Below are 23,353 nucleotides of genomic sequence, written 5' to 3'. Positions count from 1 at the left end.
TCACTCACCTCGGGTGACGACGAGCGATTCGAAGCGGTCGACCGTCGCGGTGTGGTCCGGCTGGATGACCACCGTCGAGTCGTCCTCGACGACGACGGCCGGGCCGGCGACGACGTTCCCCGGTCGCAGTTGCGACCGGTCGTAGACCGGCGTGTCGTGGTACTCCCCGTCGAAGTAGACGTCGTGGTGGCCGGTGACGGCGCCGGCGGCGTCCTCGCCGCCCGCCTCGCGCGCCTCGAGTTCGACGCCCTCGATGGTGCCGCGACCGATGACCCGCAGGGTGGCGATTTCGAGCGGTGCGTCGAGCGAGAAGTCGAACTGGCGCTCGTGGCGCGCCTCGAAGGCCGCCTTCAGGCCGTCGAGGCCGTCGCCGTCCACCAGGTCGTCCGTGTCGACCGGGATGGACATCTGGATGTCCTGACGGAAGTAGCGGCAGTCGGCGAAGTAGTCGAATCGGTGGGCGTCGTCCGCGACGCCCTCCGAGCGGAGCCAGTCGGCCGCGTCCGCCTCCAGCGTCTCCAGGGCGTCGCGGACCTCGCGCCCGTCGACCTCCTCGTCGGTCCGGAGGTACGTCTCCGCGAACTCGTTCTGGATGTCGCTGGTGAGGAAGCCGAACGCGGACATGACCCCCGGTGCGGGCGGGATGACGAGCGGGTCGGCACCGATGAGGTCGGCCAGCGCGTTGGCGTGCATCGGCCCGGCACCGCCGAAGGCGACGAGGCCGAACTCGCGGGGGTCGTACCCCCGCTCGACGCTCACGACGCGCAGCGCGCCGTACATGTTCTCGTTGACGATGTCGAGGACGGCCTGTGCGGCCTCCTCGACGCTCGACCCGCGCTCGTCGGCGATACCCTGGATGGCGTCGCGGGCCGCCTCGCGGTCGAGGTCGAGGTCGCCGCCGAGTTTCACCGACGGCGGGATGCGACCGAGGACGACGTTCGCGTCCGTCACCGTGGGGTCGGTGCCGCCGCGGCCGTAACAGGCCGGGCCGGGGTCGGCGCCCGAACTCTCGGGGCCGACGACGAGCGAGCCGTTGATCTGGACGCGGGCGATGGAGCCGCCGCCCGCACCGACGGTGTTGACGTCCACCGCGCGGGACTTGAACTCCCGATACCCCACTTTCGTCTGGCGAGTCGTCGACGCCTGGCCGTCCTCGACGAGGCTCACGTCCGTCGAGGTGCCGCCCATGTCGAGGGTGAGGACGTTCGGGATGCCCTTGCGCTCGGCGATGGCGGCGGCGCCGACGACGCCACCGCTCGGCCCCGAGAGCGCGAGTTCGACGGGCCGGCGCTTGGCCGCGTCCGTGGACATGATACCCCCGTCCGAGCGGACGACGTTGAGCGCGGCCGACGAGCCGGCGGCCTGCAGTTCGTCGTCGAGGTCGTCGAGGTAGCGGATGACCTGCGGGCGGGCGTAGTCGTTGATGACGGTCGTGAGGGTGCGCTCGTACTCGCCGTACTCGGGGACGATTTCCGAGGAGATGGAGACGGGGAGGTCGGGGTACTCCGCTTCGAGTATCTCACGGACCGCCCGCTCCTGTTCGGGGTTGAGATAGGAGTTCAGGAGGGCGACGGTGAGCGCCTCGACGCCGTCGTCGACGAGGGCGGCGGCGGCCTCTCGTACCTCCGCCTCGTCGACGGGCGCGAGTACCTCGCCGTCGGGCGACCCGACGCGCGCGCTCACCCCTCGCGTGTCGACGAGGTCCGCGAGCGGTTCGGGTTTCTCCATCGCCATCCAGCCGTACAGCGGGCCGGGCGTCCACGCCCGCGCGAGGTGGAGTATCTGCTCGTGGCCCGCGGTCGTCAGCAGGCCGACGCGCGCGCCCGTCTCCTCCAGGAGCATGTTCGTGACGACCGTCGTCCCGTGGAAGACGAGGCCGAGTTCGTCCATCCGCGCGTCCGCTTTCTCCATGGCGGCCCCGACGCCCGTCACCACCCCCCGTGAGGGGTTGTCGGGCGTCGAGAGGACCTTGTCGATGGTGAGCGCCTTCGTGTCCTCGTCGAACACGAGTACGTCGGTGAAGGTCCCACCGACGTCGACGCCGAGGTTGTATGTCATTATCTCACTACCACAGACACTCAACCGACTATCGCGGGCTAATAGTTACCCCTCCGCAGGTTGGCCGTTTATATCTGCCTCGGGAAATCACCAGCGCGCGCGGCCGTCGGACTCCCTGAGCATCTGCGAGAGGAGCGTCCCCTCGGCCTTCCGGAGGTGTTCGAGAAAGGTCGGGCGGCTGATGTCGAGGCGGGCCGCGAGTTCCTCGCTCGTCACCTCGCGTGGCCACTCGAAGTAGCCGGCGTCGAGCGCCGTCTCGACCACCTCGCGCTGGCGGGGCGTGAGCGAGGAGGACCCCTCGCCGAACTCCGAGAGGCTCCCCAGCGTCACCGACCCCACCTTCCGGAAGTCCTCGACGATGGCCTTCAGGTCCTCTCGGTCGAAGACGAGGACGTGGTAGACGCGCTCCCGGGAGCCGATGCTCGTCGTGCGTCGGAGGACGCCGTGGTTCTTCAGGATGGCGCCGTAGGCGCCACAGGAGCGCTTCGTCACGAGGAGCGTCTCGTCGTCGAGGCGGTCGACGTGGTGGACCTCCTCGGCCGCGCGGAGGTGGTCCTCCCAGTCGTCGGCGTGCCCGTTCGCGTGCAGGACGAAGGTCACGTTGTGGTCGTGGAGTTCCTCGATGTCGATGTCGAGTGGCCCCTCGTTCTCGTCGGCGAGGGCGGTCAACACGCACGCCTTCTCCTGTTGCAGGTGTAGCTCAGCCTGGTACACGACGTCCCCTCCGGACAAGCGAACAGAGTCGGTCGGACGGGTATAAGTGTTTGTTACGCGACCGCTCGGCGCACACGACCGGCACGACTACGCGAGAGTGACGGCACGTCCTCACTCCGGCTGTCGGAGCGGTTCCCACCTCGACAGGCTCGACAGGTCCGCACGGTCCGGAGTGGTTCGCCCGGGAGACGGACGACGAGGCGTCTCACGGCGTGGCGGTGCTACGAGGCGAACTCCCGGCGCGCCAGGTCGACCGCCTCCTCGGTGTCGAGCGGCCCCTCGGCGGCCAGCCGGTCGAGGTAGGCGGCCACCGTCTCCTCGTCGGCGTCGGCCCCCGCGCGCTCCAGGAGTTGGCGGGCGCCCGAGCGGCCCGTGCCGGCCCCGAAGACGAGGCGACGCTCGGCGCCGAACGCGCCGGGGTCGAACGGTTCGAACGTGCGCGGTTCCCTGAGCATCGCGGCGGTGTGGATGCCCGACTCGTGTTCCATCACCTCGCTCCCGAGAATCGCCTTGCGCGGCGGGACCGACTCCTCGAGAGCGGCGAGGACGGTCCGGCAGGCCGGGACGAGGTCGGCGGCGGTGACGCCGAACGACTCGCCGTACTCGAGGACGCCCGCGATGACCACCTCCTCGACGGCGGGGTTGCCGGCGCGCTCGCCGAGCGAGGCGACCGAGACGTCCGCCTTCCCCACCCCCACCTCGTGGGCGACGAGCGCGTTCGCCGTCGCGCAGCCGAGGTCGTCGTGGAGGTGGACGCCCACGCGCGCCAGGTCGACGCCCTCGCCGAGGGCGGTCAGGTCGTGACGGAGCGAGGCGGGCGTCCGGACGCCGACCGTGTCCGCGAGCGTCACCATCGGGAGGTCCGGGTAGCGCTCGAAGGCGGCGACGAGGTGTTCGCGCTCGGTCCGGAAGGCGTCGACGAGCGTGAGGTGCGGGGTCGCCCCGCCGTCGCGGACGCGTTCGATGGCCGCGTCGAAGCGCTCGAACATCGTCTCGCGGTCCGTCCCGAGGGCGTGCTCCAGCTGGAGCGACGAGAGCGCGCCGAACACCTCGACGACGTCCGCCTCCGCGTCGAGTGCGGCGTCGACGTCGCCGGAGACCGCGCGGGCGAGCGCGACGACGTCCGCCTCGCACTCGTCGGCGAGCGTCCGAGTCACGCGGACGTCCTTCTCGCCGGTGACGGGGAAGCCGGGCTGGATGGCGTCGACGCCGAGGCGGTCGAGCGCGCGGCCGGCCGCCACTTTCTGTGCCTCGGTGTAGTTCCGCCCGGGCATCTGGTCGCCCTCGCGGAGCGTGACGTCGCAGAGGTACATCAGAGCACCCCTCGCTCGCGCAGTTCAGCGAACTCCTCCTCGGAGAGGCCGAGTTCCTCGCGGAAGACGGCCTCCGTGTGTTCGCCGTGGCCCGCGCCGGCGTGTTCGACGGCGCCGGGCGTGCGCGAGAACTTCGGTATCGTCGCGGCCGTCTTCAGCGACCCGAGGTCGGGGTCCTCGACCTCCACGATGTCGTTCCGGGCCGCGTACTGTTCGTCCTCGAAGATGTCCGCGATGTCGTAGACGGGGCCGACGATGGCGTCGACGGCCTCCATGCGCTCGATGGCCTCCTCGGTGGTGTGCTCGCGCGTCCAGGACTCGATTATTTCGTCGAGTGCCTCGACGTTCTCCACGCGGCGGTCGTTGTCCGCGAAGCGGTCCTCCTCGACGATGTCCGGGCGACCGATGGCCTCGGCGACGCGCTCGAAGATGCGCTGGTTCGAGGCGGAGAGGGTCATGTAGCCGTCGCGCGTCTCGTAGACGTTGCGCGGGGCGGCGCTCGGGTGGCGGTTGCCGGTGCGGTCGGCGACGTGCCCCTGCTTGTCGTAGGCCTCGACGTCGCCGACGAACAGCCGAAAGAGCGGTTCGTAGAGGCTCACGTCGACGACCTGCCCCTCGCCGCTGCCCCCGCGGCCGAGGTCGCGTTCGTAGAGGGCGAACATCGTCGCCTGGACGGCGAAGTTGGCGGCCGTGAGGTCCGCGAGCGAGATGGGCGGGAGGAGCGGTTCGCGGTCGGGGAAGCCGTTGGCGTGCGCCCACCCCGAGATGCCCTCCGCGACCGTCCCGAAGCCCGGTTTCTCGGCCCGGGGGCCGGTCTGGCCGTACCCCGAGAGACGGACGACGACCAGTTCGGGGTTGCGCTCGTGGAGCGTCTCCGGCGAGAGGTCCCACTTCTCGATGGTGCCGGGGCGGAAGTTCTCGAAGAACACGTCGGCGTCGTCGACGAGGTCGAGGAGGAGCTCCCGCCCGTCCTCGTCGCTCAGGTCGAGCGTGATGCAGCGCTTGTTGCGGCCGATCGACTTCCACCACAGCGAGGTGCCGTCCTCGAAGGGCGGCCACTCCCGCAGCGGGTCGCGGTACTCCGGGTGTTCGACGAACACGACGTCCGCGCCGTGGTCCGCGAGTTGCGTGGTGGCGAACCCGCCGCTTATCATCCCGGAACAGTCGACGACTCGGAGTCCGTCGAGCGGACCCTCTCGTGTGCGCACATCAACCATGGTGACTCATCCGCCCGACACCGTCGAGCTGTGCTAACAGGCGTCGGTCGAGTAAGAGTAGCTTGCTCCATCCTGCGTAGGGCATTTAAGTACCCTGAGGCGCTGACGGCGTGCCGGTGGTATTAATAGCCCTGCGCGTGCGACTCCGCCTATGACTGGCAGACCTCTCGACGTACTCGAAGAGTCGCTCGGCACCGACGTCACCGTTCACCTGAAGGGCGGCGAGGTGTTCACCGGCGAGCTGACCGGCTACGACCAGCACATGAACCTCGTCATCGACGAGGGGGAAGACATAACGATTATACGCGGCGATAACGTCGTCTCGATAACTCCATGACTGGTGCAGGAACCCCCTCCCAAGGGAAGAAGAACAAGACGACGCACGTGAAGTGCCGTCGCTGTGGGAACAAGTCCTACCACGTGAAAAAGAAGGTCTGCTCGTCGTGCGGCTTCGGCAAGTCCGCCAAGCGTCGCGAGTACGCCTGGCAGTCGAAGAAGGGCGAGTAATCGTTTCGTTCTGCGGTCCTCTCCACCCGCGAGCGGTCGCGCCGCGGGTCCGTCCCCACCTCCCCGACCAGCCGACGGTCCGTGTCGCCCGACCGTCCCGTCCGTTGCACGTTCGTGCATACAACCCCCGTCGAGTAGGGAAACGAAACGCAGGTCGGTGGGGTTTTTACTCTCCGCCGTCCGAGGACGACACATGACAGCTGGGTGGACGGCGGGCCCGACGGAGAAGTGCGGCGTCGTGGGGGTCGCCCTCGCCGACCGAGACGCCGCCCGACCGCTCTACTACGCGCTCTACGCGCTCCAGCACCGCGGCCAGGAGTCCGCCGGCATCGTCACCCACGACGGGTTCCAGCAGTACGACCACGTCGGGATGGGACTCGTCGGCGACGCCTTCACCGAGGCCGACCTCGACGGCCTCAACGGCCGGGTCGGCATCGGCCACGTCCGCTACCCGACGGCGGGGAGCGTCGACAGCTCCTGCGCCCAGCCCTTCTCCGTCTCGTTCAAGAGCGGGTCGCTCGGCCTCTCGCACAACGGGAACCTCGTCAACGCCGAAGAGGTCAGGGAGGACCTGGAGGGACTCGGCCACGCCTTCACCAGCGACGGCGACACCGAGGTCATCGCCCACGACCTCGCGCGCAACCTCCTCGACGGCGACCTCATCCGGGCGGTCCGGCGTACGATGGGACGCATCCACGGCTCGTACGCGCTCACCGTGATGCACGACGACACCGTCGTCGGCCTGCGCGACCCGGCGGGGAACCGACCGCTCTGTCTTGGCGAACTCGACGGCGGCTACGTCCTCGCCTCCGAGTCGGCGGCCATCGACGTCCTCGACGGCGACCTCATCCGCGACGTCCGCCCAGGCGAACTCGTCGTCCTCGAGGGGGACGGCTCGGGCTACGAGACCTACCAGCTCGTCGAGCGCGAGAACACGGCGCACTGCTTCTTCGAACACGTCTACTTCGCCCGGCCGGACTCCGTCATCGACGACGAACTCGTCTACGAGGTGCGCCGCGAACTCGGGCGCGAACTGTGGGCGGAGTCGGGCATCGAGACGGACGTGGTGATGCCCGTCCCCGACTCCGGGCGGGCGTTCGCCTCGGGGTACGCCGAGGCCGCGAGCGAGGCCCGTGACACCTCCGAAGACACCTCCGAGAGCGGCGGTGACGTCGAGTTCGCGGAAGGGCTGATGAAGAACCGGTACGTCGGGCGCACGTTCATCATGCCGACGCAGGACGCCCGCGAACGCGCCGTGAAGCTCAAACTGAACCCCATCCGCTCGACCGTCGAGGGGCGGTCGGTGACGCTCGTCGACGACTCCATCGTCCGGGGGACCACCTCCAACCAGCTCGTCTCGCTGCTCTACGAGGCGGGCGCGACGGCGGTCCACATGCGCATCGGCGCGCCGCCCATCGTCGCCCCCTGCTACATGGGCATCGACATGGCCACCCGCGAGGAACTCATCGCCTCCGACCGGACGACCGAGGAGATACGCGAGGTCATCGGCGCCGACAGCCTCGCGTACCTCTCCATCGACGCGGTGGCGCGGGCGCTCGACACCGCGCGCGCCGACCTCTGTCTCGGCTGTGTCACCGGCGAGTACCCCTTCGACATCGACGGCGAGGCGACCGACCGGGACGTCTCGCGGCCCGCCATCGGCGGCCGGCCGGCGAGTGCGGACGACTAGTCACCCAGCGGTGGGTCGATGGCCCGCGCCGCCGTCGTCTTGAACGCGGCGACCACCTCGTCGCCCACCGCGAGGTCGAGACGGTCGACGCTCTCGCAGGTCACGACGGCCGCGAGGTCGACGCCCTCGGCGACGCCGACCGTGACCGTCGCGATGGCGTCGCCGGCGTCGATGGCGGCCACCGTCCCGGTGAGCCGGTTGCGCAGGCTCGTCCCCGAGGTGGCCCCCGGCGCCACGAGGACCACCGCGTCCGACCGGACGGCGATTTCGACGTCGGTCGCCTCCACCGGCGTCCGGGCCGTGAGGTCGCCAGCCGGGGTGCTGACGGTCGCCAGTTCGCCGTCGCGGTCGACGACCGTCCCCGGAATCACGGACTCGGTGACGGTCGCCACGCCCGCGAGTTCGACGCGGAGGCGCTCGAACCGCCCGACGAGGTCGACCGCCGCGGGCGTGAGTTCCGTCCCGCCGCCGCCCTTGCCCCCCCGGACGCGGGTCGTCAGCGGGCCGAGGGCCTCCTCCAGTTCGACGACCCGCCGCTGGAGGTGTGGATACGACCGCCCCAGTTCCGTCGCCGCGGCGTGCATCGACCCGTGCTCGGCGATGGCCCGGAGCATCTCGACGTCCCGCCGGGTGACGGTGACGTCGTCGGTCGCGAGGTGGGGCTCGAACCCCTTTCTCGTCGTCATGGGTCGTTCGATGTGGGTGTGCGGCGAGGGGAGAAAGCGTCCCCGGTTCGCTCAGTAGACCAGTTCCCCGGAGATGAACTTTCGGGTGCGAGCGTCGGTCGGGTTCTCGAAGACGGCCTCCGTCGGCCCACACTCGCTGACGTCGGCGTCGAGCAGGACGGCGACCCGGTCCGCGACGCGCTGGGCCTGGTGCATGTCGTGGGTGGCGACGACGACGCCGATGCCCCGGTCGCGCGCCTCGGTGATGGCCTCCTCGATGACGGCGGTGTTGCGCGGGTCGAGGTCCGAGGTCGGTTCGTCGAGCAGGAGGACGTCGGGGTCGTACGCGAGCGCCCGGGCGAACGAGACGCGCTGGGCCTCGCCGCCGGAGAGCGACCGCGCCGTCTGCTCGCGGCTGTCGGCGAGCCCGACGACCGTCAGCGCCTCCTCGACGGCGGCGGGGTGGCCGTTCGACCGGACGAGTGAGCGGAGTTCCTCGCCGACCCGGTCGCGCCACGAGCGCCGTATCCGGAGGCCGTACTCGACGTTCCGGGCCACGCTGGCGTCGAACAGCCCGGCGTCCTGGAACACCATCCCGATACGTCGACGGAGCGCGAGGCGCTCGCTCTCGCCGGCGGCCCAGACGTCGACGCCGTCGAACTCGACGGTCCCGTCGTCGGGACGCTCGAACAGCGCCAACAGTCGCAGCAGCGTCGTCTTCCCGACACCGGACGGGCCGATGACCGCGACCACCTCGCCCCCCTCGACGGTGAGCGAGAGGCCGTCGAGGACGGTCGTCCCGTCGTAGGCGAGCGAGACGTCGCGAGCGCGGAGCGTCACCGCACCACCCCCTCGTCGCCGAGGCGGACGACGATGGCGTTCACCACCAGCACGACGCCGACGAGGACGGCACCGAGCACCATCGCCGTCTCGTAGCGCCCCTGTCGCGCCTCGAGCTGGATGGCGGTCGTCAGCGTGCGCGTCTTCGAGATGCCGTCCGCGCCCGCGATGTTCCCCCCGACGATGAGGACGGACCCCACCTCGCTTATCGCCCGGCCGAACCCGGCGAGGACGGCGGTGGCGATGCCGTACCGCGCCTCCTTGAGGGTGACGAGGGCGACGTCGGTCCTGGTGCCGCCGAGGACGCGGGCGGCGTCGCGGACGTTCTGCTCGACGCCGGCGACGGCCGCGAGGCTGATGGCCGTGATGGCGGGCGTCGCCAGCACGAACTGCGAGATGATCATCGCCCGCTTCGTGAACATCAGGTCCAGTTCGCCGAGCGGCCCCTGGTTCGAGACGGCGAACAGCACGACGAGGCCGACGACGACGCTCGGGAAGCCCATCCCGGTGTTGATGACCGACACGGCGAAGCGCTTGCCCGGGAACTCCGTGAACCCGAGCGCCAGCGCGACGGGGAGGCTCACGAGCGAACTCAACAGGACCGCGATGACGCTCACGTACAGCGACACCTCGATGGTGCTCAGGACGTACACGGGTTCGAACGGGAACTCGACGAACGCGAGCGGAGCGGGACTCGCAACGGGAGACACGGTCACTCGCTCGACGCGTTGTTCTCCGTCGCGTTACCGCCCGTCGCGTTGCCCCCCGTCGTATTACTACCGTTCGTGGTACCGTTCGTCGCGGTGCCGTTCGCCGACTCGCTGCTCCACCCCTCGGGCACGTACTGCTGGAAGTCGGGCTCCTCCGAGAGCGCCCGCGGGAAGAAGAGCTGTTCGCCGTTGGCCTCGAAGTCCTCGATGAGCTGCTGGGCCTCCGGGCTGGTGATGTAGCCGATGTACGCCATCGCGAGGTCGTAGTTGACGTTGTCGTGCACAGCGGGGTTCACCGCCATGATGCCGTAGGGGTTCGAGAGCAACTCCGGTCCGCCCTCTATCGGTCCCTGGACGAGGATGACGAGGTCGATCTCCGAGCGCTGCGAGAGGTACGTCCCCCGGTCCGCGAGGGTGTAGCCCTCCTGTTCGTTGGTGACGTTGAGCACCTCGCCCATCCCCTGGCCGGTCTCGTTGTACCAGTCGCCGCCCGGGTCGACCCCCGCCTCCTCCCAGATGGCGAGTTCCTTGGTGTGCGTCCCGGAGTTGTCACCGCGGGAGACGAACGTCGCCTCCTCCTCGGCGATGGTCGCGAACGCCTCCTCGGCGGACTCCGTCCCCTCGATGCCCGCCGGGTCGTCCTCGGGACCGACGACGACGAAGTCGTTGAACATGATGTCACGGCGGTTGACGCCGTACCCCTCCTCCATGAACTCGTCCTCCTGGGAACGCGCGTGGACCATCACCACGTCAGAATCGCCGTTGCTGGCGGTCTCGATGGCCTCGCCGGTCCCCTGGGACACCGAGTCGACGGTCACGCCGTACATCTCCTCGAACGGGACGTTCAACTCGTCGAGGAGGCCCGTGTCGTACGTGCTGGTCGTCGTCGTCAGCGTCAGCGTCTCGCCGGCCACGTCGGCGCCGTCGCCGCTGCCGCCAGCGAGCTGTTCCGTACACCCGGCGAGCCCTGCCAGCGCCCCGCTCGCCGCCGCGGCGAGGAACGCTCGGCGTTGTATCTGCATGGGAACATCGTTGTAGGGGTGATAGAAATACGTTTCGCCGCGGCGACGGGTCACGCTAGCGTGGTCGGTTACGGTTACACTAGTGGTGCTCGGGCATCGAGAACGAAGGGAGACAGTAGGGGGAAATAAAAGTATATAAATAAATTTGGTAACGGCAGTTATTGCTGCTGGACAGGATGTATATGATATAGCTGCTGGCCAAGTAGTCCAACACGCCCGATGTAGATGTTCTAGGCCAATCTAAAACGGCAAATCGCCGATACTCTTAAGTTAATAGACGTCTAAGATGGGAATAGTTCCCCCTTGACACCAACAGGGAACGAGCAAACCGGATGAGTTCACGCCGACAGAGAGCCGCGACCGATAGAGGCCAGCAGACACTTGACGAGGCCATAAAGTCGCGGTTGATACACGAACCGGTCGTAGGTGCAGTCCCCCGTGTTGAGTTGCCTGACGTGGAGTGTGAAGCGTTCATCGAGACCCATCACTGTTCACGCTCGGTGCTCATCAGTCTGGACGATGCCCGGCGGGCTATCAACCGAAACGAGTGGTCAGAGGTCCTCACAGACTACCACATCCCAATAACAACAGCAACGGAGAAAGACGGGATCACCACCGGCCGGAGTATGGACGAGGTCCTCCGTATCCTCGAAGTGATTCAGCCAGCGATTCATGTCCCAGATGTCAGTTTCGCATATGGGTATATGGACGATCTCACGATCGCTGAAGTCGCTGACGCGTATGTCGAATACGTCGTTGAACTCTCTCGCGAAATCAACGATCGCGACTACGATATCCGTCTTATGCCCACGCAGAAGGGGTGGACCACGGACCACTTCGAGCCTTATCGCCGACTTCGAGAGGACTACGGGATTACCGACTATGCGTTCTATTGTGGGCAGTCTATCGGTGGACACGCTGGAAATGCGCTCCACAAAGACCGAAGGGAGGCACGGACCTTCATTACGACTGTTGACCCCGAGAACGTGATGCTAATCGGTCGGATGTCGCCTGACGAACTCCGACAGTTCGAGCCCCGTGTCACGTCGGCTGCTGGGCTAAACTACTGGCGCACACGATGTCAGACGTCCTCCGGATACTCCTACAGACAGTATCGCGAGCTGGACGCTGAAATCGATCAGGCGCTCAAATGGAACCACGAAGCGAAACAGAGCAACTTGAGGATTTACTAACATGGGAAACAACTCCACCCGAGGATCATCCTGGTCCCGAACAGAAGAGCAACCCGAACCGACGGACGAACCCGCCCAAACGGATGTCACTACGTTCTCGGACAGCGACGAGGTGTCGACGAATCAGAGTGGACCTGTTGGGCCCGGAGCCGGTGCAGGAGCAATCGCTGGGAGCTCATCGCTCGTCGGACAGGAGCAGGGCGAGCATGACGAGGAACATCCCGTCAATGATGAAGTTCCTGACGAGGAGTTCCATGACAACGAGTCCGATGAAGGAGAGCAACCGGAGAAGGACGTCGACGAGGACGAAGACGACGAGGAAGAGGACGACACCGTCACTATCACACAGGTCGTCGACCCGCTGAGCTTCGTTTCGTTCGATATGCAGCCAGTGATGAAACGGGTCGCTGAGAACTACGATGAGCAGGTCGATATCGAGTTCGTTCCGGCACCCGTCCGTGAGATCCCGGAGGAACCTCCTGCCGCTCGAAACGGAATGCCATTGGATCCGTCTGTCTGGTCTGATCTCCCTGAGACGACGGAGATGGCTACTCGTGCTTGGATTGCAGCAATGCGTCAGGGATGTGGTGATGAGTATCTCCGACGGACCTGGATAACCGTCTTCGCAGAAGGCATTGCTCCAGATCAGACGACTCTCCGGACCACTGCAGAGGACCTGGATCTCGACGTGAAGCAGTTCGATGCGGACATGGACGATGTCGACCTACCGACTGGTGCGTGTCCCGAACTCCCGGTCACGAACGTGGCGACAGACGTTCCCGCGCCCAAGACGGGTCCGCTGAGATACGCCGAATTGCGGGTACTGCTGGCAACGAGGGGTGTAGCGGCGACTGCTCGTCGGTCGGTGGATGAGTTCGTCGCGGAGCACCAACCAGTCGCAACCGCAGAAGTCCGGGAGGTCTACGAGCATCCTACACTCGAAGAAGCAGTCGCTGCTCTCGAACAAGCAGAAGGGGTCAGTCGGCAACACATCGGCATTGGAACCTTCTGGAGACGTTCCTGATATCAATATTTAGGACCGACGCACCAGACGGTCGCAGGGCATGAGCCCACGCATATTCAACCCAGCTACGATTGGCCACGGGCCACCGTCACATAGGATTAAGTCGGTCTCGTTCCCCAGGTGTGGTGACGCGCACCCAGTACGAGGAAAGCGGTGGGGATGGGATTCGAACCCATGAGGCCATAGGCCACCTGTTTTCAAGACAGGCGCGTTAGTCCACTCCGCCACCCCACCTCGAACGTGGGTTCGATGGCTCCGTCTTAAGACTTGTCGGTTATCGCGTCAGTTGTAACCCGTCTTCCACGACCACGGCGAGGCCGAGGTCGTCCAGACACCCGGTCGTGTGTTCGGGGACGAGGCGGCCGGCGCGCCGACGGGCGCGGAGCAGCGTCAGCACCTCGGCGAGGTCCGCGCCCGTCTCGACGACCGGGAGCATCGGGAGGTAGTCGACGTCGTGGTCGACGTCGAGCGCCCGGTCGGTGAGCGTCTCGACGGCCGGCGGCGCGTAGGCGTCGGCGTAGTCGACGGGGTCGGCGAAGCCGGCGTAGTAGACCCGTCCGCCCGTCGCAGGGCCGAGGACGGTGGCGCTGCTCCGGAGCTTCATCGCCGCGTTGTCGACGTGCGAGCGCTGGAGGAGGGGGACCGTCGGTTCGACGGCCGCGGCAGTGGTGACGCCCTCGCCGTCGAGCAGGTGTGTCAGCGTGTTCCTGACCCGACCGGCGAACGTCTCCCCGACCTGGACCTCGAAGCGCGCCGCGTCCGGGTCGCGCAGGGCGTCGCGGACGACGGCACGTACCTCCGCCTCGGCGGTCGCCCCCTCCGCCCCGCTCGCGCCTCCCTCGGGGAGCGCCTCGTCCGGGCGGTAGTTGACGAGCAACTCCGCACCGCTCGCCTCGACGGCGGCGACGACGTCGCGGAGCATCGCGGCGTAGAGGTCGCTCACCTCCTGCTCGGTGAGCGGCGAGCTCTCGACGAGCGAGGGCAACACGAGACCGGGACGGGGCGGGTCACAGAGGACGGCGACGGTGGTCACGTGTCGTACACGGGCACCCGGCGACTTTATGTCCGTGGGTCGGGACCGGGAGGGCATGTACGGGACGCGTCCGCTCACGTCGCTCGCACTGCTCGCCGTCGTCGGGACCGCCCTCGGCGCCGTCTGGTCGCTCACGGGCCTCGCGGCGAGCGAGTTCGCCACCGCCGGTCTCGCCGTCCTCGCGCTCGTCGTCGCCGCCGTCCTCGTCGCCACCGTCGTCGGGCGGCGCGCGGCGCCGACCCGCGAGAACCCCTACTGGTGAGGACTGACGCGAATTCCGGTCGTTCTCGATTCGATGGAACCAGCTCGCCGTTTTATTGCCCGTCTCGTCGTCGTACTAGTCGGTGAGAACGATGTACGACACGATACTCGTCCCGACGGACGGTAGCCCGGGCGCGCAGAGCGCAGTCGAGAAGGCCTTCGACCTCGCGGAGACGTACGACGCGACCGTCCACGCCCTCAACGTCGTCGAACTGGTCTACACCTACGACTTCGACCCCGGCCGACTGCTCGACCAACTGCGGGCGGCGGGCGAGCGGGCGACCGAGGACGTGGCGACGGCCGGCCGCGAGCGCGGCATCGACATCGTCACCGCCGTCGAGCGGGGCTCGCCCCACGAGGTCATCGTCGAGTACGCCGCGGACCACGACGTCGACCTCATCGTCATCGGTACCCACGGCCGGCGCGGCGTCCGGCGTGCCCTCCTGGGGAGCGTCACCGAGCGCGTCATCCGACTCGCGGACGTCTCGGTGCTGGTCACTCGCCGGAAGGAGGACACGGGCGAGGGCGACGACGAGACGGCAGCGACCGACGCCTGAGTACCTCCCCGGGCCGAGGCCGCTCCGCTACGCCAGGTCGTGGACGAACTCGACCTGTTTCGGTTCGAAGTCGTGTCCGCGATAGAACCGCCTGGCGCCCTCGTTGCGCCACTCGCAGGCGACCTTCAGGAGGTCGTAGCCCTCCTCTCTGGCCATCACTTTCACCGCCTCGACCGCCGCCGAGCCGTAGCCGCGGTCCCGGTACTCCTCCCGTACGAGCAGGTCGACGAGCCGAACGTACTCGGCGCACGTCCGCGACGGGTGAGTCCCCTCCCTGAGGACGAGGTAGCCGACGGTCGCCTCGTCCCGAATCAGCACCACCCTCACGTCCTCGCTCGCGAGGAGTTCTCTGAACCCGTCACCCGAGACGTCGTCCCGACTCGAGTAGGAGAGTTCGTTGAACCGCGAGTACCGCTCCATCTCCGTCGCCAGCGAGAACCACAGGTCGACGAGCGTCTCGACGTCGGCCGGTCCGGCCTCGACGAGGTCCATGCCCCGAGGTTTCGCTCGCGGGGCTTCAGACTACTGCCACCGGGTGAGGTCGTCACACACCCCGGACGACCGACGTGCGTTCAGGATGTGTCGTCCGCAGCCTCGCGCTCGCGGAGCTTTCGGCGCTGTATCTTCCCGGTCGTCGTCTGCGGGAGGTCCTCGACGAACTCCAGTTCGCGGGGGTACTCGTACTTCGCGAGGCGCTCGCGCACGAGGTCCTGGAGTTCCCGGCGAAGGGCGTCGTCGGTCGTCGTCCCCGCGACCGGCTCGACGAACGCCTTGACGACCTCCCCGCGCGTCTCGTCGGGAACGCCGACGACGCCGACCTGCTCGACGGCGTCGTGGTCGAGGAGGGCCGTCTCGACCTCGCCGGGGCCGACGCGGTAGCCGGCGGTGATGATGACGTCGTCGTCGCGGGCCTTGAACCAGAGGTAGCCGTCGTCGTCGCGGGAGGCGAGGTCCCCCGTGAGGTGCCAGCCGTCGACCCGCGCGGCCTCGGTCTTCTCGGGCAGGTTCCAGTACTCCCGGAAGACGACCGGGTCGCCCGCGCGCCGCACGGCCACCTCGCCGACCTCGCCCGCCTCGACCACGTCGCCGGTCTCCGGGTCCACGACCGCCACGTCGTGACCGGGGACGGGTTTACCCATGCTCCCGGGGCGGGCCGGGAACCAGTCCCGGCAGTTACACACCAGGAGGTTCGCCTCCGTCTGGCCGTACAGTTCGTTCACGACGACGCCCGAGGCGTCGTCCGTCCCTCCGAGTTCCTCGTCGGCCCAGTCCAGAATCTCGGGCGTGAGCGGTTCGCCCCCCGAGCAGACGGCCCGCAGCGAGAGGTCGTAGCGTTCGGCGGGTGCGTCGACGCCCATCAGCATCCGGATGGCCGTCGGCGGGACGAACGAGCCGGTCACGTCGAACTCCTCGAGTATCTCGAACGCCGTCTCGGGGTCGAACTTCCCGGTCGGGTAGCCGACGACCGCCTGCCCGTAGTGCCACGCCGGGAAGACGAGGTCGCCGAGCGCGCCGATCCACGCCCAGTCCGCGGGCGTCCAGTAGACCCCCTCCACGTCGCGCTCGAAGTACATCGAGAACGCGGGGCAGTGACCGGCCCAGACCCCGTGACCGTGGAGGACGCCCTTCGGCGGCCCGGTCGACCCGCTCGTGTACATGACGATGGCGGGCGTCTCTGCATCGGTCGGAACGATGTCGAACTCGTCGGGGCGTCCGGCGAGGAGCGCGTCGAAGGCGCGGACGTCCTCGCCCACCGCTCCGTCGCCGTCCGCCTCGACGACGCTCGGTGGCGAGGCGCAGTCGGCCGCGGCCGCGCGCACGGCGTCGATCCGACTCGGGTCCGTGACCACGACGCGCGCGCCGCTGTCGTCGAGGCGGTAGGCGAGGGCGTCCTCCCCGAACAGGACCGAGAGGGGGAGCGAGACGGCGCCGAGCTTCCAGCACGCGAGGTGCGTGAGGACGTTCTCGGGACGCTGGGAGAGGACGACGGCGACGCGGTCGCCGCGCTCGACGCCCAGGTCACGGAGGCCGTGCGCGAGGCGGTTCGACAGGCGGTCGAGGTCCGCGAAGGTGTACGTCTCGCGGCGGCCGTCCGGGTAGCCCTGGTAGAGCGCGATTCGACTCCCGTCCTCGTGTTTCCGCACCAGGTCGTGGGCGGCGTTGTAGTCGTCGGGCAGGTCCCACGCGAACGAGTCGCGGGCGTCGTCGTAGGTGTCGTAGTCGAGTGAAACGTGGAAGGGCATGGCAGGTCAGAGGAAGGCGAACCGCGGCGTCTCGACCTCGCAGTCGACGTGCGAGAACGACTCCCGATTCGCGAGCCGTTCGAGGAGGTCGGCCTGTTCGTCGCCGTCGGCGGTGTTCGAGAGCTCCCACGCGACGCGCTCGCCCGACGCCTCCCACTCGACGACGAGGCGGGCGCGGCGGGTGCGCGTCCCCTGACGGAGGCGGAGCGTGCGGAGAGACGCGAGCGGGACCGAGAAGCCGCGCTCGGAGTGTGCGAGCGCCGCCTCGGGCGTCGCGTCCTCGAGGAACGCGCGGGTCGCCTCGCCCATGTCCGCCCGCAGGAGCATCGACCGGAACGACTCGCCGGCGAAACACCAGACGAGGCGCTCGTCGGTCACCAGCACCTCCCAGAACTCGAAGGAGTTCGGGCGGCGGCGGAGCCACTGTGTGAACCAGCCGACCCGGGGTTCGTCCGGTTCGGGGTCGGTCGGGGAGGCTCCCGACGCCCCCTCCCCGGCCCCCTCCTCGGCGGGTCGCCCCCGGGTCATCGCTCCATGAGCGCCGCGATGTCCGCGGGCACGCGGTTATCGCTCTGGGTGGCGAGCGAGACGAACACGAACAGCGCGATGGCGACCAGCAGCGCGACGACGCCGACGGGGAGGCCGGCGAACAGCGAACCGTAGGCACCGGAGACGCTCTCGGCGGCACCGACGTACCCGAGCGGGTCGAGGATGCGCGGGGCGGCGCTGAACAGCAGGTTGACGCCCATGCCGCCGACGGCGGCGGCGATGGCGCCCCACCGCGTCGCGCCCTTCCAGTTCAACCCGAGGGCGGCGATGGGGAAGATGGCGGCCGCGAAGAAGCCCCAGCCGATGGTCCCGAGGATGCCGACGAGTTCGGTGGAGTAGAACACGACCACCGTCGAGAGGACCGTGAGTCCGACGAGCGCGGCCTGGGTGACGCGGAGTTCGACCCGGTCGTCCTGGATACGCGTCCCGAACGCCCGCGGCAGGTCGCGGGAGACGGCGGCGGCGCCGATGTTGAGGAACGAGTCGCTCGTGGACATGATGGCCGCGAGCAGCGCCGCGAGGATGAGCCCCGCGACGATACCGGGCGTCTGTTCGAGGACGAACAGCGGACCGACGATGGACGCGCTCGCGGGTTCGGCGATGTTACCCGCCTCGACCATCGAGCGCATCGAGAGGCCCGTCGAGAACGCGAGGAGGCTGGACACCGCGTAGGAGATGGCCGCGATGGGCGCGCCCCAGCGCAGAATCTTCAGGTTCCGGCTCATGTAGAACTTCGTGATGAGGTGGGGCTGGCCGGCCGAACCGACCGAGAACAGTATCCACCAGCCGAGCGCGCTGAAGATGGCGAGCGAGGCGGTGTCGCCGAGCGCGCCGAACGGCGAGACGAGCGCCGGGTCGGCCGTGGCGAGGTTCCGCGAGATGTTCTCCATCCCGCCGCCGAAGTCGATGGCGAAGTAGAAGACGAACACCGCACCGACGATCATCGTGATGGCCTGGACGAAGTCCGTCCAGACGCCGGCTATCATCCCGCCGAGCATGCTGTAGAACAGCAGGATGACCGCGCCCGCGAACAGGCCCGTCGTCACGTCGATGCCGAAGATGGCGCGCATGACGTACTGGAGCGCCGCGAGGTTCGTCGCGAGGTAGGCGATGACGCCCACGATGACCGCGATGCCCGTCAACCCGCGGACGGTGTCGCTCTCGTAGCGGACGTACATCCCGTCGGCGAGCGTCAACACGTCGCGGACGTCCGCGAGGATGCGCATGCGCTTGGCGAGGACCACCCACGTCAGCAGGAAGCCGATGGGGGCGCTGAAGAAGATCCACAGCGCGGTCGTCCCGCCGGCGTATATCAACTCCGGGCCGCCGACGAAGCCGAACCCGGACTGGATGACGGAGAACGCCGTCAGCGCGAGCACCCACGTCCCGATGGACTTGCCGGTGATGAGGAAGTCGCTCGTGCTCTCGGTCTGGAGGTAGCCCCACACCCCGATGGCGAGCACCAGCAGCATGTACGCCGACCCGAAGATGAGCACGTACGGGCTGTCGGCGATGGGAATCTCCTGTAGCGGGGCGAGCGGTAGCGTCATTCGCGGTCACCCCCGTCGGTCCGGCCGGCGCCCTCCGCGCCGCCGGGACCTGCGCCCCCGGCGTCGACCGTCGCGCGCTCCGGCGCGAGGGGGAACTCCTCGCGCGACTGGTGCGAGCGCACCTCGGTCATGATGTCCGAGACGACCTCGTCGCCCCCGACGACGGGGAACAGCACGGCGTAGTAGACGGCGCCGAGCAGCGGGAGCACCCAGATGAACACGAGGTAGAACAGCGTCGACCGCGGCACCCCGAGGACGTAGGTGTACTCCGTCTGTCCCGGCGTCCAGAGCAGCCAGATACCGGTCAGCCCTATCAGGAACAGGAGGAGGAGACCGCCCAGTAACCCCGTGTAGGGGTGCAAGTCCAGTTCGCGTCGCCCGCGCTCTATCGACGACGCCCCGACGACGCCGACGATGAGGAGCGCGGCGAGGTACGAGAACACCTGATACTGGCCCGCGACGGCGGCGACGAGCAACGCCACCGTGAGGAGCCCCAATCCGACCATGTACCGGTTCCGTGGCATGACCTAACAGGGCGGTCGGACCCCCATAATGGCCGAGGTTAACATGTGAACCGCGCCGCCCGAACGGGGCTATCGCCCGCGCCTCCCCTTCGTCTGACGGTAATCCCGGTCGAGGAGCGCGCCGAGGTGGTCGACGAACGCCGTCTGCTGGTCCGGCGTCGGGTCGGGGTGCATCGGGACGAGTTCGAACCCCCGGCCCCGGACGGTGGTGGCGTGGTCCGTCTCGATGTCGAAGTCCTCCGGCCGTCGCGTCGTGTACTCCGTCGCCAGCGCCCGGCAGACCCGTTCGCCGACGGGCACGAGTATCTCGGGGTTTATCATCCGTATCTCCGCGGTGAGGTAGCCGTCGCAGGCCAGCACCTCCTCGTCGGTCGGCCCGCGCTCGGGATGCCGACAGCGCGTGAGGTAGGTGAGGAAGGCGTTTTCGGGGACGACCTCGTCCCCCGACCGGTCGACGAAGCCGACCCGTTCGAGGACGTCGAGGACCGCCGTCCCCTCGAAGGGTACCCCCGAAGCGTCGGCCGCCGCGTCGGGGTTCTCGCCGACGACGAGGAACTCCGCGTCCACGGGACCGTACCCGTGGACGACCCGCTCGCGCGTCTCGCACAGCCCGCAGTTCGTGCACGCCTCGTCCATCCCGAACGGGTTGAAGAGGGTGTCCTGGTTGGCGTCCATCGACGGGAAGTCGGGCGGGAAGGGGGTAAAGCCGGCGTCCGGCTACTCGTCGTCGGGACTGCTCGGGTGGTAGTCGGTGTCGTACTCGCCCGGCGCGGCGTCCAGTCGGTCGGGGTTGACGCGCCCGCCGAGCAGCATGAAGTCGAGGACGGTCAGGTTGAGCATCGCCTCGACGACCGGTACCGCCCGCGGCGGGAGGACGGGGTCGTGCCGGCCGATGACCTGCACCCGCTTCTCCTCGCCGGTCTCCCAGTCGACGGTCGTCTGTTCCTTCGGGATGGACGTCGGCGCGTGCCAGGTCACCTCGCCGTAGACGGGTTCGCCGGTGGTGATACCGCCCTGGATGCCGCCGTGGTCGTTCCCGACGGGGACCGGCTCACCGTCGTCGCCGAACGTCCAGTCCTCGTTTCGGTCGTAGCCGGACACCGAACGTGCCTCCCGTCCGAGACCGAACTCGAAGGCGGTGGTGGCGGGGATGGCCATCATCGCTTGCCCGAGACGGGCGGAGAACGAGTCGAAGCGCGGGGCACCGAGGCCGCGAGGGACGCCGCGCGTCTCGAAGTAGATGGACCCGCCGATGGAGTCGCCCTCGTTCTGGTAGCGGTCGATGACGTCGAGCATCTCCTCGGCGGTGTCGGGGTCGGCACACCGGACGGGGTTCTCCTCCGTGTGTTCGAGCATCTCCTCGAAGCTCACCTCGGGGGCGCGCACGTCGCCGATCTGGTTGACGTGGGCTTTCACCTCCACGTCGAAGTGGTCGAGGACCTTCCCGGCGATAGCGCCGGCGGCGACCCAGTTGACCGTCTCGCGGGCGCTGGAGCGACCGCCGCCGCCCCAGTTGCGCGTCCCGAACTTCGCCGAGTAGGTGAAGTCGCCGTGGCTCGGTCGCGGGGCCGTCACGAAGGGTTCGTACTTGCCGGAGCGGGCGTCCTTGTTCTGGATGACCATCCCGATGGGCGTGCCCGTGGTGTAGCCGTCCTGAATCCCCGAGTGAATCTCGACGGCGTCGGGTTCGTCGCGGCTCGTCGTTATCATCGACTGGCCGGGCTTGCGGCGGTCGAGTTCGCGCTGGACGTCCTCGACGGCGAGTTCGAGGCCGGCGGGACACCCCGAGACGGTGACCCCCATCGCGTCGCCGTGGCTCTCCCCGTACGTGGTGACGCGAAAGAGCCGACCGAACTGGTTGCCGTTCATGCCTCCGGGTTGGGACGCTCGCATTTAGCGTTTGCAGAAGACGCAACGGCGTCCGGTGCCCGCCGGTCGCCCGCGACCTACTCGCCCCGCGCGGGGCGACCGAGGTGCTCCTCGACGGCCGCCACCTTCTCGCTGGCGCGCTCGTCGCTCGCGCGCTTGTCGTCTATCTTGAGGACCGTGCTCACCCGGTCGGCGTCGACGGCGGTGTGGGCGGCCTTCACCGCGTCGAGCAGTTCGTCTATCGACGCGGCCTCGACGACGGTCCCCATCGGGTTCGTCTCGTACGCCACGTCGAAGTCGTCGAGCGCGGCGACGGCCGCCGCCACGTCCTCGCCCATGCTCCCCTCCTTCACCGGTGCGACGCTCAACAGTGCGATGACGGTCATGGCGTGAACCGTTCACACGGAACGGGGTAAAGCGTGGCGGTGGACCTTATGGGCGTGCGGGCTGTCACGCCGCCATGAGCTTCGACCGAGGGCGCGTCACCGCCAACGGCGTCGCGTTCGAGTACCTCCAGGCGGGCGACCCCGACGGCCCACTCGCGCTCTGTCTCCACGGCTTCCCGGACGACGCGACGACGATGGAACCGTTACTGGACGCCTTCGCCGACGCGGGCTACCACGCCGTCGCGCCCTACATGCGCGGGTACGCGCCGACCGGCCTGGCGACCGACGGCGACTACTCGGCGGGGGCGCTCGGGCGCGACGCCGTCGCGCTCGCGGGCGAACTCGGCGACGGGCGCGCAGTGCTCGTCGGCCACGACTGGGGCGCCGTCGCCGGCTACGTCGCCGCCCGCATCGACCCGGATGCGTTCGCCACGCTCGTCGGGATGGCGGTCCCCCCGCACTTCGTGACCGTCGCACGGCGCGACCCCCGCCAGTGGCTCCGGAGCTGGTACATGGCTGCCTTCCAGCTCCCGGGGGCCGAACGGCTCCTCCGCGCCGGCGACTTCGCGCTCGTCGAGTTCCTCTGGTCGACGTGGAGTCCCGGCTGGGACTACCCCGAGGAGCGCATCGAGACGGTGAAGAACACCCTCAACGCGCCGGAGACCACGAGCGCCGCCCTCGCGTACTACCGGCAGTTCGCACGCGACCTCGCGACGCGGGAGGCGACCCGCGAACCGCGACCGCTCGAGACGAGCGCGCTCCTCCTCGCGGGGGCCGACGACGGCTGCATCGGTCCGGAACTGTTCGCGGACGCCGACGAGGCGTTCGCCGGTGACTGCCGCGTCCTGCGCGTCCGGGACGCGGGACACTTCCTGCACCGGGAGCGGCCGGCGGTGGTCTCCGAGGCGGCCGTCGACTGGTGCGACGGTCGGGTGTAACCCGGGCGTCGCGCGCGACGGCGTCTCGCGGCGGCGAAAAGAGAACCGGAAACCCGAGCGGGAACGAACGTCGGACGTCCACCCGACGTGGGACGACCGGGCCCGTCGGCCGACTACTCGTCGAGGTAGCCGAGCGAGCGGAGGCGACTGCGGACCTCGGCCTCGTCGACGCGGGGGGCGAGGTCGCCTTCCCGTTCGACGTGGAGCAACACCTCCTCCATCACGTACCGGACGTAGGCGTCGACCGTCTCGAACTCCGTCCCGGGGACGCGCCGGTCGACCCGGTCGTAGAGGTCGGTGGGCAGTGTCACCGTTCGACCGTCGCTCTCCGGGCCGACCCCCTCGCCAGTTTGCTCGTCGATGACGTCGCGCGAGTGGCTCATGTACGGCCGGCTTCCGGGGGGAGACGCATTGTTATATGTCAGTTATCCATCTCGAACGTGGGACGGTCACGACGGCGGCCCGGTCGCGGTCCGTGCGAGGTCGCGAC

26 protein-coding genes and 1 tRNA gene are annotated in these 23,353 nt (G+C 68.6%); 8 read left to right on the top strand and 19 right to left on the bottom strand.

Annotated features, from left to right (window positions below; genetic code table 11):
* The 4 genes from P1Y20_RS01805 to P1Y20_RS01790 form a co-directional block, all read right to left on the bottom strand.
* Window positions 1-2,058 (bottom strand): hydantoinase/oxoprolinase family protein, encoded by a 2,058-nt coding sequence (locus tag P1Y20_RS01805; RefSeq protein WP_304446947.1) that lies wholly within the window; start codon window positions 2,056-2,058, stop codon window positions 1-3.
* A gap of 87 nt (window positions 2,059-2,145) precedes the next feature.
* Complete coding sequence (locus P1Y20_RS01800; RefSeq protein ID WP_304446946.1) at window positions 2,146-2,790, bottom strand: helix-turn-helix domain-containing protein; 645 nt, start codon at window positions 2,788-2,790, stop codon at window positions 2,146-2,148.
* Between the two features lie 203 nt (window positions 2,791-2,993).
* Window positions 2,994-4,085, bottom strand: coding sequence for a LeuA family protein (locus tag P1Y20_RS01795; protein ID WP_304446945.1), 1,092 nt, complete (start codon window positions 4,083-4,085; stop codon window positions 2,994-2,996).
* On the bottom strand, window positions 4,085-5,293 hold the full coding sequence (locus tag P1Y20_RS01790) for a CaiB/BaiF CoA transferase family protein (protein ID WP_379736912.1): 1,209 nt from the start codon (window positions 5,291-5,293) through the stop codon (window positions 4,085-4,087). Before P1Y20_RS01790 ends, P1Y20_RS01795 begins: the two co-directional genes overlap by 1 nt.
* A gap of 160 nt (window positions 5,294-5,453) precedes the next feature.
* On the opposite strand from P1Y20_RS01790, the gene P1Y20_RS01785 reads away from it, so the two are divergent.
* The 3 genes from P1Y20_RS01785 to purF all read left to right on the top strand — a co-directional run bounded on the left by P1Y20_RS01785 (window position 5,454) and on the right by purF (window position 7,499).
* A complete protein-coding gene (locus P1Y20_RS01785) occupies window positions 5,454-5,639 on the top strand; it encodes an LSM domain-containing protein (protein ID WP_304446943.1) in 186 nt (61 codons plus the stop codon).
* Entirely contained in the window at window positions 5,636-5,809 is a 174-nt protein-coding gene (locus P1Y20_RS01780; protein WP_304446942.1) for a 50S ribosomal protein L37e, read from the top strand. Before P1Y20_RS01785 ends, P1Y20_RS01780 begins: the two co-directional genes overlap by 4 nt.
* A gap of 193 nt (window positions 5,810-6,002) precedes the next feature.
* Complete coding sequence (gene purF / locus P1Y20_RS01775; protein ID WP_304446941.1) at window positions 6,003-7,499, top strand: amidophosphoribosyltransferase; 1,497 nt, start codon at window positions 6,003-6,005, stop codon at window positions 7,497-7,499.
* On the opposite strand, the gene P1Y20_RS01770 is transcribed toward purF, so the two are convergent.
* The 4 genes from P1Y20_RS01770 to P1Y20_RS01755 are packed head-to-tail and all read right to left on the bottom strand — an operon-like array spanning window position 7,496 to window position 10,736.
* A complete protein-coding gene (locus tag P1Y20_RS01770) occupies window positions 7,496-8,185 on the bottom strand; it encodes a TOBE domain-containing protein (RefSeq protein WP_304446940.1) in 690 nt (229 codons plus the stop codon). The two genes, purF and P1Y20_RS01770, sit on opposite strands and share 4 nt — an antisense overlap.
* 51 nt (window positions 8,186-8,236) lie before the next feature.
* A complete protein-coding gene (locus P1Y20_RS01765) occupies window positions 8,237-9,004 on the bottom strand; it encodes an ABC transporter ATP-binding protein (RefSeq protein WP_304446939.1) in 768 nt (255 codons plus the stop codon).
* On the bottom strand, window positions 9,001-9,720 hold the full coding sequence (locus P1Y20_RS01760) for an ABC transporter permease (RefSeq protein ID WP_379736906.1): 720 nt from the start codon (window positions 9,718-9,720) through the stop codon (window positions 9,001-9,003). The genes P1Y20_RS01765 and P1Y20_RS01760 overlap by 4 nt, the downstream gene beginning before the upstream one ends.
* Window positions 9,717-10,736 (bottom strand): ABC transporter substrate-binding protein, encoded by a 1,020-nt coding sequence (locus tag P1Y20_RS01755; protein WP_304446937.1) that lies wholly within the window; start codon window positions 10,734-10,736, stop codon window positions 9,717-9,719. Before P1Y20_RS01755 ends, P1Y20_RS01760 begins: the two co-directional genes overlap by 4 nt.
* A 332-nt stretch (window positions 10,737-11,068) precedes the next feature.
* Between P1Y20_RS01755 and P1Y20_RS01750 the strand changes: the two genes are divergently transcribed.
* A complete protein-coding gene (locus tag P1Y20_RS01750) occupies window positions 11,069-11,929 on the top strand; it encodes a hypothetical protein (protein ID WP_304446936.1) in 861 nt (286 codons plus the stop codon).
* Window position 11,930: 1 nt separating this feature from the next.
* Window positions 11,931-12,953 (top strand): thioredoxin domain-containing protein, encoded by a 1,023-nt coding sequence (locus P1Y20_RS01745; RefSeq protein ID WP_304446935.1) that lies wholly within the window; start codon window positions 11,931-11,933, stop codon window positions 12,951-12,953.
* Between the two features lie 151 nt (window positions 12,954-13,104).
* Here the strand turns inward: P1Y20_RS01745 and P1Y20_RS01740 are convergent.
* Both P1Y20_RS01740 and P1Y20_RS01735 read right to left on the bottom strand, forming a co-directional pair.
* Window positions 13,105-13,187: transfer RNA gene (locus tag P1Y20_RS01740), tRNA-Ser, on the bottom strand.
* Window positions 13,188-13,227: 40 nt separating this feature from the next.
* Window positions 13,228-13,986 carry a hypothetical protein gene (locus tag P1Y20_RS01735; RefSeq protein WP_304446934.1) on the bottom strand — a complete coding sequence of 253 codons (759 nt, stop codon included), beginning with the start codon at window positions 13,984-13,986 and terminating at the stop codon, window positions 13,228-13,230.
* Window positions 13,987-14,041: 55 nt separating this feature from the next.
* On the opposite strand from P1Y20_RS01735, the gene P1Y20_RS01730 reads away from it, so the two are divergent.
* Complete coding sequence (locus P1Y20_RS01730; protein ID WP_304446933.1) at window positions 14,042-14,248, top strand: hypothetical protein; 207 nt, start codon at window positions 14,042-14,044, stop codon at window positions 14,246-14,248.
* A gap of 91 nt (window positions 14,249-14,339) precedes the next feature.
* Window positions 14,340-14,804 (top strand): universal stress protein, encoded by a 465-nt coding sequence (locus P1Y20_RS01725; protein ID WP_304446932.1) that lies wholly within the window; start codon window positions 14,340-14,342, stop codon window positions 14,802-14,804.
* Between the two features lie 27 nt (window positions 14,805-14,831).
* Here the strand turns inward: P1Y20_RS01725 and P1Y20_RS01720 are convergent, their stop codons facing one another.
* The 8 genes from P1Y20_RS01720 to P1Y20_RS01685 form a co-directional block, all read right to left on the bottom strand.
* The gene (locus tag P1Y20_RS01720) at window positions 14,832-15,296 is read right to left on the bottom strand and encodes a GNAT family N-acetyltransferase (RefSeq protein ID WP_304446931.1); all 465 of its coding nucleotides are present in this window, start codon (window positions 15,294-15,296) and stop codon (window positions 14,832-14,834) included.
* Window positions 15,297-15,376: 80 nt separating this feature from the next.
* The gene (locus P1Y20_RS01715) at window positions 15,377-17,047 is read right to left on the bottom strand and encodes an acetate--CoA ligase (RefSeq protein WP_304446930.1); all 1,671 of its coding nucleotides are present in this window, start codon (window positions 17,045-17,047) and stop codon (window positions 15,377-15,379) included.
* 6 nt (window positions 17,048-17,053) lie between these two features.
* Entirely contained in the window at window positions 17,054-17,575 is a 522-nt protein-coding gene (locus tag P1Y20_RS01710) for a hypothetical protein (protein WP_304446929.1), read from the bottom strand.
* Entirely contained in the window at window positions 17,572-19,146 is a 1,575-nt protein-coding gene (locus P1Y20_RS01705) for a sodium:solute symporter family transporter (protein ID WP_304446928.1), read from the bottom strand. The genes P1Y20_RS01710 and P1Y20_RS01705 overlap by 4 nt, the downstream gene beginning before the upstream one ends.
* Complete coding sequence (locus P1Y20_RS01700; protein ID WP_304446927.1) at window positions 19,143-19,670, bottom strand: hypothetical protein; 528 nt, start codon at window positions 19,668-19,670, stop codon at window positions 19,143-19,145. Before P1Y20_RS01700 ends, P1Y20_RS01705 begins: the two co-directional genes overlap by 4 nt.
* A 69-nt stretch (window positions 19,671-19,739) precedes the next feature.
* Window positions 19,740-20,345 (bottom strand): uracil-DNA glycosylase, encoded by a 606-nt coding sequence (locus tag P1Y20_RS01695; protein ID WP_304446926.1) that lies wholly within the window; start codon window positions 20,343-20,345, stop codon window positions 19,740-19,742.
* Window positions 20,346-20,387: 42 nt separating this feature from the next.
* Window positions 20,388-21,539, bottom strand: coding sequence for a chorismate synthase (gene aroC / locus P1Y20_RS01690; protein ID WP_304446925.1), 1,152 nt, complete (start codon window positions 21,537-21,539; stop codon window positions 20,388-20,390).
* A gap of 77 nt (window positions 21,540-21,616) precedes the next feature.
* Window positions 21,617-21,925: an MTH1187 family thiamine-binding protein gene (locus tag P1Y20_RS01685; protein WP_304446924.1), complete on the bottom strand. Its 309-nt coding sequence runs from the start codon at window positions 21,923-21,925 to the stop codon at window positions 21,617-21,619.
* A gap of 74 nt (window positions 21,926-21,999) precedes the next feature.
* On the opposite strand from P1Y20_RS01685, the gene P1Y20_RS01680 reads away from it, so the two are divergent.
* Window positions 22,000-22,863, top strand: coding sequence for an alpha/beta fold hydrolase (locus P1Y20_RS01680; RefSeq protein WP_304446923.1), 864 nt, complete (start codon window positions 22,000-22,002; stop codon window positions 22,861-22,863).
* Between the two features lie 113 nt (window positions 22,864-22,976).
* Here P1Y20_RS01680 and P1Y20_RS01675 read toward each other — a convergent pair whose 3' ends face one another.
* A complete protein-coding gene (locus P1Y20_RS01675) occupies window positions 22,977-23,246 on the bottom strand; it encodes a hypothetical protein (protein WP_304446922.1) in 270 nt (89 codons plus the stop codon).
* Between the last annotated feature and the right edge of the window lie 107 nt (window positions 23,247-23,353).

Origin of the sequence: Halomarina ordinaria, assembly GCF_030553305.1 — an archaeon.
Lineage (GTDB): Archaea > Halobacteriota > Halobacteria > Halobacteriales > Haloarculaceae > Halomarina > Halomarina ordinaria.
Note: the sequence above shows the minus strand (reverse complement) of the source record. Positions and strands in the feature narration are given on the sequence as shown.